This window comes from Cytobacillus sp. OWB-43 (genome assembly GCF_034651445.1).
Classification (GTDB): Bacteria; Bacillota; Bacilli; order Bacillales; family Cytobacillaceae; genus Cytobacillus; species Cytobacillus kochii.
Map to the genome: position 1 here is coordinate 152,726 of NZ_JAYEFF010000004.1, position 13,523 is coordinate 166,248.

The 13,523-nt window shown below is 34.9% G+C and carries 17 protein-coding genes and 1 pseudogene; 2 read left to right on the forward strand and 16 right to left on the reverse strand.

Annotated elements, in window-relative coordinates; genetic code table 11:
• Positions 1 to 3: 3 nt before the first annotated feature.
• The 10 genes and pseudogenes from U9M49_RS16015 to U9M49_RS16060 all read right to left on the reverse strand — a co-directional run bounded on the left by U9M49_RS16015 (position 4) and on the right by U9M49_RS16060 (position 6,799).
• The gene (locus U9M49_RS16015; RefSeq protein WP_095370589.1) at positions 4 to 465 is read right to left on the reverse strand and encodes an ASCH domain-containing protein; all 462 of its coding nucleotides are present in this window, start codon (positions 463 to 465) and stop codon (positions 4 to 6) included.
• A gap of 24 nt (positions 466 to 489) precedes the next feature.
• Complete coding sequence (locus tag U9M49_RS16020; protein WP_267892258.1) at positions 490 to 615, reverse strand: hypothetical protein; 126 nt, start codon at positions 613 to 615, stop codon at positions 490 to 492.
• 78 nt (positions 616 to 693) lie between these two features.
• On the reverse strand, positions 694 to 837 hold the full coding sequence (locus U9M49_RS16025) for a hypothetical protein (protein ID WP_157733799.1): 144 nt from the start codon (positions 835 to 837) through the stop codon (positions 694 to 696).
• On the reverse strand, positions 816 to 1,022 hold the full coding sequence (locus tag U9M49_RS16030) for a hypothetical protein (RefSeq protein ID WP_322910159.1): 207 nt from the start codon (positions 1,020 to 1,022) through the stop codon (positions 816 to 818). The genes U9M49_RS16025 and U9M49_RS16030 overlap by 22 nt, the downstream gene beginning before the upstream one ends.
• A gap of 1,124 nt (positions 1,023 to 2,146) precedes the next feature.
• Positions 2,147 to 3,397: pseudogene (locus tag U9M49_RS16035) on the reverse strand (FtsW/RodA/SpoVE family cell cycle protein).
• Positions 3,394 to 3,825 (reverse strand): PadR family transcriptional regulator, encoded by a 432-nt coding sequence (locus U9M49_RS16040; protein WP_322910160.1) that lies wholly within the window; start codon positions 3,823 to 3,825, stop codon positions 3,394 to 3,396. The pseudogene U9M49_RS16035 and the gene U9M49_RS16040 overlap by 4 nt, the downstream one beginning before the upstream one ends.
• A 16-nt stretch (positions 3,826 to 3,841) precedes the next feature.
• On the reverse strand, positions 3,842 to 4,339 hold the full coding sequence (locus U9M49_RS16045) for a sigma-70 family RNA polymerase sigma factor (RefSeq protein WP_322910161.1): 498 nt from the start codon (positions 4,337 to 4,339) through the stop codon (positions 3,842 to 3,844).
• A gap of 421 nt (positions 4,340 to 4,760) precedes the next feature.
• Entirely contained in the window at positions 4,761 to 5,198 is a 438-nt protein-coding gene (locus U9M49_RS16050) for a GNAT family N-acetyltransferase (RefSeq protein ID WP_322910162.1), read from the reverse strand.
• 209 nt (positions 5,199 to 5,407) lie between these two features.
• A complete protein-coding gene (locus tag U9M49_RS16055; protein WP_095370607.1) occupies positions 5,408 to 5,899 on the reverse strand; it encodes a DUF3291 domain-containing protein in 492 nt (163 codons plus the stop codon).
• A gap of 123 nt (positions 5,900 to 6,022) precedes the next feature.
• A complete protein-coding gene (locus tag U9M49_RS16060) occupies positions 6,023 to 6,799 on the reverse strand; it encodes a class I SAM-dependent methyltransferase (RefSeq protein WP_322910164.1) in 777 nt (258 codons plus the stop codon).
• A 796-nt stretch (positions 6,800 to 7,595) separates the two neighbouring features.
• Here U9M49_RS16060 and arr point away from each other — a divergent pair.
• Positions 7,596 to 8,012: an NAD(+)--rifampin ADP-ribosyltransferase gene (gene arr, locus U9M49_RS16065; RefSeq protein ID WP_322910165.1), complete on the forward strand. Its 417-nt coding sequence runs from the start codon at positions 7,596 to 7,598 to the stop codon at positions 8,010 to 8,012.
• A gap of 186 nt (positions 8,013 to 8,198) precedes the next feature.
• Here the strand turns inward: arr and U9M49_RS16070 are convergent, their stop codons facing one another.
• From U9M49_RS16070 to U9M49_RS16090, 5 genes are all read right to left on the reverse strand, one after another.
• On the reverse strand, positions 8,199 to 8,690 hold the full coding sequence (locus tag U9M49_RS16070) for a hypothetical protein (RefSeq protein WP_322910166.1): 492 nt from the start codon (positions 8,688 to 8,690) through the stop codon (positions 8,199 to 8,201).
• A gap of 133 nt (positions 8,691 to 8,823) precedes the next feature.
• Positions 8,824 to 9,702 carry an alpha/beta hydrolase gene (locus U9M49_RS16075; protein ID WP_322910167.1) on the reverse strand — a complete coding sequence of 293 codons (879 nt, stop codon included), beginning with the start codon at positions 9,700 to 9,702 and terminating at the stop codon, positions 8,824 to 8,826.
• A 165-nt stretch (positions 9,703 to 9,867) separates the two neighbouring features.
• Positions 9,868 to 10,137, reverse strand: a complete 270-nt coding sequence (locus U9M49_RS16080; RefSeq protein WP_322910168.1) for a CPCC family cysteine-rich protein — start codon at positions 10,135 to 10,137, stop codon at positions 9,868 to 9,870.
• Between the two features lie 228 nt (positions 10,138 to 10,365).
• Positions 10,366 to 11,130: an HAAS domain-containing protein gene (locus U9M49_RS16085; RefSeq protein WP_322910169.1), complete on the reverse strand. Its 765-nt coding sequence runs from the start codon at positions 11,128 to 11,130 to the stop codon at positions 10,366 to 10,368.
• A gap of 14 nt (positions 11,131 to 11,144) precedes the next feature.
• Positions 11,145 to 11,471 carry a PadR family transcriptional regulator gene (locus U9M49_RS16090; protein ID WP_095370623.1) on the reverse strand — a complete coding sequence of 109 codons (327 nt, stop codon included), beginning with the start codon at positions 11,469 to 11,471 and terminating at the stop codon, positions 11,145 to 11,147.
• Between the two features lie 294 nt (positions 11,472 to 11,765).
• On the opposite strand from U9M49_RS16090, the gene U9M49_RS16095 reads away from it, so the two are divergent.
• On the forward strand, positions 11,766 to 12,716 hold the full coding sequence (locus U9M49_RS16095) for a lytic polysaccharide monooxygenase (RefSeq protein ID WP_322910170.1): 951 nt from the start codon (positions 11,766 to 11,768) through the stop codon (positions 12,714 to 12,716).
• Positions 12,717 to 12,869: 153 nt separating this feature from the next.
• On the opposite strand, the gene U9M49_RS16100 is transcribed toward U9M49_RS16095, so the two are convergent.
• The gene (locus U9M49_RS16100) at positions 12,870 to 13,472 is read right to left on the reverse strand and encodes a YIP1 family protein (RefSeq protein WP_095370624.1); all 603 of its coding nucleotides are present in this window, start codon (positions 13,470 to 13,472) and stop codon (positions 12,870 to 12,872) included.
• Between the last annotated feature and the right edge of the window lie 51 nt (positions 13,473 to 13,523).

Here is a 13,523-nt window from a genome sequence, read left to right on the forward strand (position 1 = left end):
TTGTCACTCCTTTTTATAAACAACTTCAAAGTCTTCACATACGACGAGAATTTTTTCGTGAAAGTCTTTCCCTAAAGGTGCTAGCTCTCGTTTAAAAAAGGCTTCATGTACCTCTCTCCAATAAGCTAGCGAACAATCACCCTCCCCTTCATTAAATGCATGATTCTCTGTTACCTCGTCAAAAGGCACGACCGTCACATTTGTCGTTTTAACAATCAATTTCGGCGACCCTTTGCCATCAAGAATAATATTCAACTGTCCGACTTGCGGCAAATCTTCATTTTCTAACTCGTATAAAAGGTAATTGGATGCTGTTGCTGTTTTCTTCCCTTCTGCAACTAGTTCCACCAAGGCATCCGCCATTTCTTCACTATCACCGAACGCCCATGCTGCATAAGTATCTGGTGCTTCTGAGTGTTGCTGTCGATATTGCTGCCATATTTTATCTATTGCTGTCTGACTCATCTTTTATTCTCCTATTCACTTCTTCTATTTTTGTTGCGTGGTTTCCTCTTTGCTTAAAGTGCCATCGATGATTTTATCTGCATCCATCCTGACTGTCTCAAGCATATGGATATGCGCCTCTCCTCTTCTCCATATAATCAGCTGCCGCATACTGTGACGCTCCATTTCGATGAATTTCAGCTAGCAGGACCGAGTAGTATCATCCAGTGGATTGAAAATGGCGCGACCTCACGTATAGGACAACACTCCGATTGTAAAAGAGGTACAGCGATTAAACAATGCCTTCGTTATCTCTGTTTTCCCTCCACCAGAAACGGCTGCAATTGCAATAATGAAGCTGTCTTTCTCTTTTATAAACGTCTGAGATTCCACCTTTTCTGATTCATCTCTCCAATATTCTTATGTCGATTATTTTCTATCTTATAAAAATAAGTGATTTCAAAAGCGAAATAACCAATTAGCAATCCACCACCCATTGCCGAATGGAGTCCATTAAAAATTAAAAGGGGAATAAAAACAAAAGAACCCGTCAGGATACCTATTGTTAACGCTCTCACACAATCACTCCTTTTACATTTTCATTTTAACAAATATTGGATGATTAAACTACTGTCCATCACTTGCATTCGCGGCTCTACTTTTACACGTTTCATACCATCAAAGATAAGTTTGTATCTATCATGTTTATTCACCTATGCCAAGTGTTTTATTATTACCTCTTATTTACCATTTACCAATTAATAATGAAGTCTATCAATTTAATTCTGTATCAACTAAACACGAAAAAAGCCAAATAACTTTACTTTAAGAATTTTGGCCTCTGTATTGTTTTACTTTTATTGAACGATCTTTATTAACTTACTGTCTTATTGGTCATTAAATGAATACAAATAATTTTAACGACAAGATACTCCACTTTCTTTTTTGAGGAATGTCGGCAGATTCAAAACAATTTTTGCAATCTAATTTAAACGCACTAATTTTTTTCAGTCTAATTTGTGTGACTATCTCTCTTCGTTAGCTCAAAGGGTCTTTAAGTATTGTGTCTCGAACCATATATAGTTTTTTTTGCCATTTCGACTTAGAAATCAACCATTACATATTTCTTCTTAACTACTACCGGAGAGTCGAGAAATTGTTACCTCTTTTTTGTTAAAGGATTGAAGTAAGGGCAGTCAATTTTATTGTTGCGGATTTACGAGATGTTAATTTCAGTGACGCTGATCTGTCCACCAGTATATTCTTGACCCAAATGCAAATTAATTCGACTAAAGGTGATGTAAAGACAACATTATCCTCTCATATACATCGAACTTCTCATTGGATTAATTAATTTTGTTCATGTTTGTTTGAAAGAGCCTTTTTGAAGATTGTTTTACTATCAGTCTTATTCAAGAAAATTGCGCTTTATTGGAAGAACATACTACAAAAAAGATCAAACTTATTTATAAAAATTGTATAATACTTCACAAAGAAAAAGCCCATTTTGATCAATCTTTATTTCAAAATGGGCTTTTTAAGTTAACGCAAAATATGGATTTCGAGATATTTCTTGATCAAACTTTATACCAAACCGCGAAATAGAAATCAGCCTGTATCAAAGGTTATTTTAATCTAAGATACAGGCTTTCGATTTCAATATGTGTTTTAATAAAGTATTTGGTAACGGTTATACACTAAATTAATTTACTATTGTAGGTTCGACAATATCTTTTCTTCGATAAACGTTCAGAATAAGGCCTAGTAGTGCAGAGTAAACTAGCAACATGCTTCCTCCATAACTAATAAACGGCAAGGGAACTACCATGATTGGGACGATTCCAAGACCCATTAGAATGTTCCAACAAGCGGGAACAATAAATAATGCAGCCCCACCGATTGCTAATAATCTGCCGAATACATCCTTTGTTTTAAAAGCATTTAATGAAATCCGCAAAATAAATACAAAGAGAAGTAGACAAAGGATCATTCCGAATGCCCAGCCAAGAGAATAGACAAGAAATGGGAATACCAAATCTGTATGTGCTTCAGGGAGCTTTAGATCATTGTAAAGTCCCTTGCCGAACCAACCAGCCTCTGAAAGGATATCTTTCAGTGGTATGAGTGTATCAGAGAGAAAGCTATTAGGGAAATAAAGGATCATTGTACTAATGAAAATGATACCTATAAGCAAATTACCCACGGCTACTTTAATGGCAAATTGTTAATGAACATAAGAAAAAACATACATCGCTAATACGCAAAAAAAGTATATTATACTATACATAAATTGTGGGACCATGATGTAGAGAAGGACTGGAGTCCAAAATAGGAATAATAGCATTCCTTGTTTTTTCCAACCCTTAAACTCATTGATTTTGGCAAAAATGCCGGCCCACGCTAAGAAAAATAAAAATAAGGTTATAGCTGGACCATCAATCGTCATACCCCCGAAAGAAATCCATCTTTTGGCTCCGTTAACCTCCATACCAACTAAAAAAGTTGTAAGAAAAAGGATTAAGCCACCTCCATAAAAATACATCCACAAATTTTTCAGTTTCCTGTAATCAAAGAATAGAAATCCTACGAGAGCAAGAATTGCAAGCACGAGCCAGACTACTTGATTTTTCATTAAAGAAATGCTTGGTTCTGAAAAACCACCAATCAGTGGAAGAAAACTAACCCCTGCAAGAATAACAAATAAAACAATAAGGAGCCAATCCATTCTCGGTTTATGAAGATGATTCATTTTTTTACCAACGGTAGAGGGATCTCCCATTTCCTCCATTGCCTTTTTATCCGCATCCTTTATAGATACTCCTCTCTCTTGAAAGGATTTGCTGAGCTCTTCCATATGATCACTAAGCTCCTTTTTGATCATACTGTGAGCTTCCTTGGATTTCACTTGAGAGATGACTTTACTTAAATATTCCTCAAATTTGGAAGAACTCATAAAGAAGCCTCCTCAATTAAATAGTTCAGTGATGCGCATTGTTTAGAACCTCTATGCTCCCAAGAAGATACATATTTTTTTCCTTTCGTAGTTAGGGAATAGTATTTCCTGTCTTCAATCCATTTTGAAGTAATGATTTTCTTATTTTCAAGTAGATGTAAAAGGATATAAAGCTGGCCTTCATTGCTTTTGAAGCTAAGCTCATTCTTTCGAAATAGTTGGGTGGAAATATCGTACCCATGCTTTGTTCCATCTTGCAGTGACTCTAATATATTTTTAAGGGTTTCTACTTTCCAATTATGTAGTTCTAGGTGAGATTGTTTCCTACGGATCGTTTCTTTCACCGCATTTTTTCTCTCCTCGGAAAAAGAAAGACCTGCAAAATCTTTTTTTATAGAATTCTTTAATTTATAGAATGGATCGCCCATGATTAAACCTCCTTTTTCATCTAGTTTTTAATGTATTACTATTGACACCCGTAATCTTGCTGATATTTGCTAATGAAAGCTCCTCGTAGTAATGTAAAAAGGCAACTTCCCTGTATTTTACTGGTAAATCCATCACAGCACTTGTTAAACTGTCCGCTACATTTCTTGAGATTATTTCCTCTTCCACATGTTTTGACTTGGATGGGATATGGTCCCAAATTTTATCGCTGAATTTTATTTTGCGATAATGCCAACTACGCAAGTAATCCTTACAATGATTAATGGCAATTCGATATAGCCACGTTTTTATTGATGACTTATGATTAAACTGACCTAGTTTTTCATAGCACTTAATAAATATCTCTTGCGTTAAATCCTCAGCTGTCGTTCGATTCTTCACATATGAAAAAACAAGATGCAGTACATCATCGCTGTAGTTATCCATTAATTGGCCGATAATTTGTTCAGTATTTTCTATGTCATTAACATTTATTGCTATTTTTTCATCAGCCATCTAAGCTTCACCCCTATCACCCATTTTAGACGAAGCAAGTATCATTTTGGTTTGGAAAAATTTAAGGGAAAGTAAAGGAAATATTTATGTTTATATTGGAATTGAAATTTTAAAGAGTATGAACTAACGATGTTTTTCATCAAACTTCATTTCAAAGCAACACGAGCAGTTATGTGTGATTTAATGGCTTGAATTAGAGGGGAGATAAACACATGATTGAATTACGAAAGATCGATCAAAGGGGATAAGATGAAGTAATAACACTTGAAGTTGCAGAAAACCAGAAAGAATCTATATTAGAAACTACTATCTTAGATGCTTCTCATTTGGTTTCGTAGATACAGGAATCATTCTATGTTGGCGATTAAAAATAGAGACTTGAAGAACCAACCAACTCCTACGACTTCGTATGGTAGCTGCTCTATTTTGATGAGGAAATACAACTATATTTAAAAACACTAATGAAATAGTCTTCTTCTGGAAAATCGCCTATATATTCTAATCCATTCCTCAAATAAAATTCTTTTAACTTCTCATTACCAGCCCAACAATCTAAATATAGAGTTTGGTTTAATCCTTTTACAAAAGAACAAGTAAAGTCGGTTATTGCGGAACCAACATTTCTTCCTTGGAATTTGGGTAAAATAGCAATTTGAGATAAGTATTTACTTTCTTCATCAACTGTTAAATCATTGATATAGTTTATATCATTAATACAAAAGGTTCCTATTATTTTATTATGTTTTAATAATACATAAGAGTAGTTATTTTTTATTTGGTTTTGTATTTTATTCCTATCCCAAGGGTATTCCCATTGATGAATCCCTTTTTGTTGTAATTCCAATGTAGCCTCATTCAATATAAATACCACCTGCTCTAAGTCCTTTAACTTAGCTAATCTTATTTCCATCTACTTTTCAATCCAATCTTCTAATATTACAATAATTAGTCCTAAAAAAAGACACGTTGCACAATAAACGCACCCTTTAATTGAATAACTAACATCTTCATTGTTCATAAGACTTAATTTTGTTAAACTAAAGCACCTGTTTGTTTAAGTGGAACACTTCACAATTCTCTCCTAAGTGAGCCCTCGTTACTAATCATGATCCTCTCCCCTTTTTCATCAAATGCATGCTTAAAATCAAATGCAAAAGGAGTTGGGCCATGCTGAATATAATAGTTATATCTCTTAAATGCTTCCTCCCATGAGACATCCTTCAAGTTTTCTGTCCACCAAACTACATAAGAAAGGTGTTTCTCTGGATATTGCTCCATCCATTTGCTTCTATCCCGTAATGCTTGTATATGCTGTCCCGAATAGGTAAAGCGATATAAGGATTGAAGATTTCTCCATACCGTAAGAGTAAGAATAGGAGAGCCCTTTCCCTTTACGGTTTCTTCAGGGAAAGGGACTCCTTCAGGTGAAAATGCCTCTATAAGTCCTGATTTAGTTGCCTGACGATATACTCCATTTCCAACTTGATAAAATTCACGAGAGGTAGGGTGGTCATAATGATGGTTTAGCCTACCAACAGTATAGATTGATACTAATGCCATAAACAGCCCTCCATCTTATAGTCTTTTTATAGATATATTCAAGTAAAAATATAGAAATACCTTCTTCCACTAACCTGCCCCGTAGTTTAAGTGTATTTGTTCACAAAATAACAAATGATACACCTATTTAACTGCTTTCCAAATCGTCCATCTGTCTTTTTCAACTATGTTCTGCTCAGTTGAAATTAGTTCATCTATATATTTAATTAATACTTTCAATTCTCTAGCTTCTAAATCATGTAGAATACTTCTTCCTGCTCTTTTGCTTAAATCTTGAAGTAATTGTTCTTTGGAATCATACACCCTTCGAATTTCCCATAATTTAACTTCTTGAATTTCTCTGAATCCTACTTGCTGAAGTGCTTCCTCAACATATTGGCTACTATATCTCCTTTTAGTTTCTTTATTTATTAACTTTGGAAATAAATCAAAGAAATACCCTCTAATATGACTGTCACTCCCTTTTAATAAACAGTCTTCGGGCGTACGGTCTTGAATAATGAAGTATCCATTATCTTGTAATAATCTATATGCCTCCACAAAACAATTCTGTAAATCGCCTATATGATGGATCAATGCTCTTTCAAGCAAAAAATCATAACAGTCACTTTCCAATTCCGTATGTAAAGCATTCCCTTGTTTAAAAGTTATGTTCCTATAATCTTTACAGTTTTCTTTAGCACCTTCAAGTATTGCATTAGAAAAGTCGACACCAGTAATAGATTTTACGCCCATATCAGATAATGCCTTAGAATAAATTCCTCCACCACACCCTATATCCAATGCATTAGAAATATGTTGTATTGGTACAAGCTCATTTATAGCATCCATCCACGACTTATCTGCTTTTCGAGTCGTATAAGTCATACGATTTTCATCCTTATGAAAATCAATCCCCATACTTAGCATCCCCTTTTATGAACTGTTCTCAATTTTTAATTCTACACTATCGGTAATTACAGGAAAATTTAGAATTATTTATCTATTTCTATAAGTTTTTATTATAGTTAAACTACTTTTGAAAAATCTGTACTGTACAACAAACATGCCACGTTTGTTAAACAAAAAAAAGGCACGCTCCAGCGATCCTCATCTTTAACTCTTGGACCCTTCTGTTGAATAAGGTGGATTGTATTAGTTGGATTTAAAAATGCTAATCAAATAATCTTCTTCAGGATAATTTCCTTGATATTCAAAACCATTTTTAAAATAAAATTCTTTTAACTTTTCATTTCCCGCCTAATAAGTCATTTTCCCTACTGCTTGGGGTCCAAATATAAGAATAAATTTCATAAACTTCCTCCGGTAAACGATTTTTCCTAATGATTCTTTATTTATTCGTTATTTTCCTTCTTCAACTAATCTGCCACTTTAGTTCAATTAAAAATGCGATACCTCTTTATTGAAGTATCGCACCCGTTATTTGAAGAAGAATCTTAGCTTTCACTTTGATCCAATCTAATTTAGTAATTGATCATTTACTATAAATACGTTCTCACTTCTCATTCAAATTCCGTATTTAAGCAATTGAAAAAACTATCTTCTAAGTAAATAGATATGGAACGACCCTCTTTTATTTGAGAACTCGTTCCTCTATTTTTATTATATTACAAATTCACAATTCTTTATAGACTATACTTTGAATAGTTCTCACATTATACTATTATTTACAAATCTAAATCAGAGGTGTATCCGTATGAATGATAATAAAGATGTCTTAGATCATGGTCCTTTTTTTCATGGTACTAAAGCAAAACTAAAAATTGGAGACCTTTTAGAACCACAACACTTATCAAATTACCAAGATAAAAAATCAAACTTTATTTATTTTACTGGAACATTAGAAGCAGCAAAATGGGGTGCCGAATTAGCAAAGTCTACTTCGAAAGAAAGAATTTACATCATAGAACCATTAGGTGATTTTGAAAACGATCCGAATTTAACTGATAAACGTTTTCCTGGAAATCCTACACGTTCTTATCGATCTAAATCACCTTTAAAAATTTTAGCAGAATTGGGAGCATGGGATAGACATTCCGATGAAGAAATTAATCATATGATTGCATCATTAAAAAAGTTAACTGAAGAAGGAAAAAATGTAATATACGATTAATAATTACAATATTTAAAAGTCATGAATTAAGAAGGGCATCAGAAAAATATAGGTTCACACTATAAAAAACTCGGTTCTTTACGATGTTTAGGAACCGAGTTTTTTATAGTTTATTTAGCTAACCTGCCCCTTTTGTTTAAAAAGAAGTTCAATAAAAAAGCGTTCATCCTTTTTTGGATCAACGCTTTATTTCTTTTTAGGGAGTTTTTCCGACACAATAAAGGGTTCGGTCCTTAAAATTTCTTTTCCATCCTCTGAGACAACTACTCTTGTTTCTTTTACGTTTAATACAATTCTTAATGGGTTTTGCATTGATACAAACAATTCCCCATGCTCATTAGGCTTAAATAAAGTATCTCCTACCATTGTTCCAAAAGTTATTTTAACATTTTCCTTAGGTCCAAAAACGACTCCTTGGTTTTTCTCTCCTTCAAGTGAAATCTCATAGTTGACAGAATGTTTCAGGCCTTTTGCCGATACAATTACTTCAATAAGTCCGTCAGAAATGGCAACTTCATCGGAAATTGGTTCATTAACAGCAATAGTTACTCTACCTGACCCTTCTTCAAAAGGAATATCCTTAGCCTTATAAGCTTCAACTTTAATAACACTTGATTGATTTGAACAACCAATTAAAAGAATGCCAAACCCCAAAAGATAAACAATGACACTACGCATTGATTTCCCGCTTTATTTTATGCTCAACATACTTTATTCTTCAATATGATTCGTTTTCCTTCTTAAAATAACCTGCCCCTTATGTGACATAAGAAAGGAACAATACCATTAATCAAGTATTGCATCCGTTACTCTAAGTATGTTTATTCACAATCTCAGAAATTATTTGAATGATAATGCCTGGTCTATTAATATGTATAGAATGGCTTGCACCTCTTACAAATACGATTTTGCTATCGTTAGAAAGGTTAACCTGTCTGTTAATGAGTTCTTGCCATTTTTCTTCAAAGATTATTAATTCTCCTTCTGGTAGCCCATCCTGTTTTCCTAGCTTAATGTTAAACTCTTTATCTCTCCCTAAAACAATTAATGGTACATTAATAGTAGTTTCTAAGGACTTAATAATTTTAGCATCTTGTTTCCAATTGCTTATTTCAGAATGCATAGCTTTGTATAAAGAAGGTTTTATTTGAAAATCTAATAACCTTTGTTGAATCTCTTCAGGAATTGATTTTAGCTCTTCAGGAATAGTAGGATTTAAAATTCTCTTTAATTGTTCTTCTTCCATCGAGGAATAAGAATTACATTTCTCTAACCAATCTTCATCGGTCTCATCTTCATCCAATACAGGTAAATGTAACTGGTCCAATTCCTGTAAATCCACAGAAGTTGAATCCACCAAAACTATTCCTGCAACCTTTTGAGGATGAGTTTTAACAAAGTGTTGTGCACACAATCCTCCATATGAATGACCAACCAATATGATTGGTTCAGTAATTTCAAGAACAGTCAGTAATTCAAGTAATTCATTAACGACAGCCTGTGTATTACGAGTTTCATTCCCATTCCGAATTTCACTTTCTCCAAGTCCAGGTCTGTGAAACATTACTACTCTGTTTGTTTGGCTTAAAACCTTTGTAATGTTGTACCATTCATCAAAAGAACAGCCCATTCCAGTTAGTATAATGATAGTTTGCCCTTTGTTACCTTTACTAAGGATTTCCATCTTCACTTCTTTTATTTTTAATAATGAAATAATATTTATTCCCCCTAGAATCTACCCTTCTATTATGAATGTTTGTAAAAAAATATCCTTCTTAAACTAAACTGCCCCTTGCATCATAACAAAGAGTCTTCCCTTTATTTAAGGAAAGCTCCCTTAGCTGAATAACTTTCTTTAAAATTTTAATGGTTTCCAATTAGGGTCTTTTACGTCTTTCTCATTAGGCTTCCTTACAAACTCAATATATCTTTCTTCACAACCACCAAATACAACATAGTTTTTTTGTGCTTGCCTTAAAGAAGGGATATTTGCACCGCCCTCATAATCGGAGTCACTATACTGAACTCCATCATCTTCCCAAAAACAGATACTACAAATATCATAAGTTCCTGGCGGTTCTTCATCTAATGTTTTATAACCACAACAAGGACAAGTATATTTCATACAATCACCCCAATACTTAAGTATAATAGCTTCAACGTTTTTAGACTTAACACTAAGCCCCTTTTGTTATAATTTTGCTCTAGACTTTAATTCTCCAAATTGAGTAAATCTAATCTTTTCGCTATACTCCTGGGTTGCTCTTAATGTTAAACTCTCTTGCCTGTTTCTAAGACCTGTTGCGAATAGAAAGAGTGAGTATGCCTAACAAAATAAATCATTATTAGTACCTCATTCACTTCCTTGCTGCTTCTTCTTTTCCTTTGCAAAAATATAAAACAAGTACAGTCCAATGAGGCTATAAGTAATGAACATGCCAATAATTAGCTTACTTGATTCAGATAGCGCCGTTTGCTTAAGTAAAATATCTGGTAAGAAAAGTGCGAGTAAAACAACTGGAATAATGATCGTTTTGCTCCATATGGAGAAGGCGATGATGAGTATGAATACAACGCTCCCCAACACAATACTGCCGATTTCTCCAAAGTTGACGATCGGTGTGTCTATCATTGTATCCAAAAATAGGACTAATAGATAAAACAGCATGCTAACGATGATTGGTAACGATAAGATGATTATTTCCTTTGTGACGGATGTCTGTTTTCTTGATGTATATTTGAATACAATGGAAACACCCATAATAAATAGGATGGTATAAACAATGATTCCAATGATATTAAATAGACTATAAGCGAGTACTCCATTATCAAGTAAATCTCCGAATATGGTAAAAGCAATCGGTCCCAGCAAGACAAGTGGAAAGTACTTTGCCCATGATGCAAGATCTGATTTCATTTCACCTGAAATACTCTCCATATAGGCACTTGGGGAGTCTCCTACAATTTGGTCAATCGATTTACCATTTGCTTCTGCTTCTATTAGATGATCTTCGAGTTCTGTAGTAATCTCCTTAATTTCGTTGAGGTTTTTTCCACTTGATAGTAAATAGATATGCAAGTCCTCAAGAAATTTTCTACTCTTCTGTGTTAATGCCATTTTTTTCACCTCCACTATTCCATTTCTTTTTTTAGGACGGCATTGACGCTTTTCTCTAGCTGTTGCCACCTCAGGATAAATTCTGCTAATGCCTGCTTGCCTTCTTTTGTAAGAGAATAATATTTTCGCTGCGGTCCAGCTGTCGATGCTCTGCGAACAGAAGTGACTAATCCTTCTCTTTGCATGCGCATGAGTAGCGGATAGATCGTCCCTTCACTCACCGCATCAAAGCCATAATCACCTAGCCGTTCAGCCATTTCATAGCCATAGCACTCTTTACCATCAATAATCGCTAACAGACAGCCATCGATAATTCCCTTCATCATTTGTGTTTGCGACATTTCTTTTCCACCCATTTCACTATCTTGTTTTACAAGGTATAGGAACAGTATAAAAGATACTATCTTGTAAAACAAGGGTTATAGTATTTATTTTTCAATAAAAGCGTCTCTAACTCAAACGTTTGTTAAACCATTACCCTTGTTCCCTCTATCTATACAGATATCAATTGGATATTATATTACAAAACTTGGGCTATCGTATCTAAATGAAAAATTAGGTCCTTCTGACATTTATTCATAACCAATAGAACGATACACTTTTAGTACGTTCAATTATTAAAGGAGATGAAGGATATGAATGGAAATAAAAAACGGTACCTCAGTGGGGCGATACTTATGACTGCCATGCTTATGGCTCCAGGTGCAGCATTCGGACATGGTTATGTCGAGCAACAACCTTCTCGTGCCCTTTTATGTGCACAAGGTGTCAATGAAAATTGTGGCGGAGTTCAGTATGAACCACAATCAACCGAAACAACAAAAGGTTTTCCTGAAGCAGGTTTAGAAGATGGCCAATTTGCTTCTGCCAATGGGATATTTCCTGAATTGGACGAACAATCCGAAACGCGATGGGCAAAAGTCGATATGGATGCAGGGGAGCAAACATTTACATGGCATTTGACTGCTGCTCACTCAACAGCCAAATGGCATTATTACATAACAAAAGAAGATTGGGACCCTAATGCACCCTTAACACGAGATCAATTTGAATTAACCCCTTTCTTTGAAGAAAATGATCATGGGGCAGTCCCAGGCTCAACCGTTTCACATGAAGTAACCGTACCTGCGCGTGAAGGCTATCATGTGATCTTAGCTGTATGGGATGTGGCGAATACAAGCAATGCCTTTTATCATGTGATTGATGCCGAATTCTCTGGTGAAAGTAATATACCTACACCCGAACCGGATCCTGAGCCAATACCTGAACCGGAAGAACCAAGCACAGACCCAGAACCCGAAACGCCTATTGAAAGCGATACCTGGCAGACAGACACTATTTATGTAGAAGGGGATCGTGTAATTTATAACGGTTTAACATATGAGGCACAGTGGTGGACAAAAGGGGATCAACCTGGTATATCGAGTGCGTGGCAACTCATCAGCGAAGCGGAAAACCGTGAATGGAATAGCGAAGTCATTTACTATGGTGGTGACCAAGTACTGTTTAATGGGCAACTTTATAAGGCTAAATGGTGGTCAAAAGGGGACGTGCCAGGTGAATCTAGTGTCTGGGAAGAAATTTAAGTAGGTGAATAACTTATTGCTCTCCTAATTAGACAAGAGAAGTTGTGTGGGCATTTCTCATTTGCCCACACTTCTTTTTTCATTTGGCGAAACCGCCTAGGTAGACATCTCATTCCTCTTATCTATCAGCTTACCACCGTCTCTCTTCCTTCATTATGGGAGGATCGTTATAATGAAAATGAAAAGAACATAAAGACTAACCATTATCCACGCCCACATTCTCCTAATTCCAGCTGTATATTGAAGACCTATACCTACGAGTATAAGTTCCCATATAAAGAATACTTCGAGTATATGTAGCGGACTTGACACGTCACTGTTAAACAAATAACCAATACTTGTTATCTTAATTAAGCCATCACTACCAACTAGGGCTTGAATAATGACATTCAAGACATTACCAAAAGTCGTTACAATGACAATATATGTATACATGGAAAATAATTGTGTAAAGGTTGCACCTGTTTTGACCACTTTTGTTACGACCCAAATTATTAAGCTCACAACTGTTATAAAAAATATGGGACCAAATAAACTGGCAATAGAGATTGGTACGATACTTAGCCACATACCTCCCATTTCACCCAAACCGACTTCAGAAAATATACTGGATTCTACGTAAAATGCACCGAAAAACATATGGATAAAGGATAAAATAAAGACGATAAATAAGGCACTTTTCACCTTTGGTGTTTGCTTTAACTGTTTAAAGAGCATAGACGGCTCTGATACTAGTGCTTTTAAATCGTTCCACATCACGGTTCCTCCTCTAACAAAAAGAAGTGCAGCTTATCTACTACACTTCTT

Coding starts and splice junctions, on each gene's coding strand:
- U9M49_RS16015 (WP_095370589.1), bottom strand. CDS start 465: ATGAGTCAGACAGCAATAGATAAAATATGGCAGCAATATCGACAGCAA.
- U9M49_RS16020 (WP_267892258.1), bottom strand. CDS start 615: ATGCGGCAGCTGATTATATGGAGAAGAGGAGAGGCGCATATCCATATG.
- U9M49_RS16040 (WP_322910160.1), bottom strand. CDS start 3,825: ATGGGCGATCCATTCTATAAATTAAAGAATTCTATAAAAAAAGATTTT.
- U9M49_RS16045 (WP_322910161.1), bottom strand. CDS start 4,339: ATGGCTGATGAAAAAATAGCAATAAATGTTAATGACATAGAAAATACT.
- U9M49_RS16055 (WP_095370607.1), bottom strand. CDS start 5,899: ATGGCATTAGTATCAATCTATACTGTTGGTAGGCTAAACCATCATTAT.
- U9M49_RS16060 (WP_322910164.1), bottom strand. CDS start 6,799: ATGGGGATTGATTTTCATAAGGATGAAAATCGTATGACTTATACGACT.
- arr (WP_322910165.1), top strand. CDS start 7,596: ATGAATGATAATAAAGATGTCTTAGATCATGGTCCTTTTTTTCATGGT.
- U9M49_RS16070 (WP_322910166.1), bottom strand. CDS start 8,690: ATGCGTAGTGTCATTGTTTATCTTTTGGGGTTTGGCATTCTTTTAATT.
- U9M49_RS16080 (WP_322910168.1), bottom strand. CDS start 10,137: ATGAAATATACTTGTCCTTGTTGTGGTTATAAAACATTAGATGAAGAA.
- U9M49_RS16085 (WP_322910169.1), bottom strand. CDS start 11,130: ATGGCATTAACACAGAAGAGTAGAAAATTTCTTGAGGACTTGCATATC.
- U9M49_RS16090 (WP_095370623.1), bottom strand. CDS start 11,471: ATGTCGCAAACACAAATGATGAAGGGAATTATCGATGGCTGTCTGTTA.
- U9M49_RS16095 (WP_322910170.1), top strand. CDS start 11,766: ATGAATGGAAATAAAAAACGGTACCTCAGTGGGGCGATACTTATGACT.
- U9M49_RS16100 (WP_095370624.1), bottom strand. CDS start 13,472: ATGTGGAACGATTTAAAAGCACTAGTATCAGAGCCGTCTATGCTCTTT.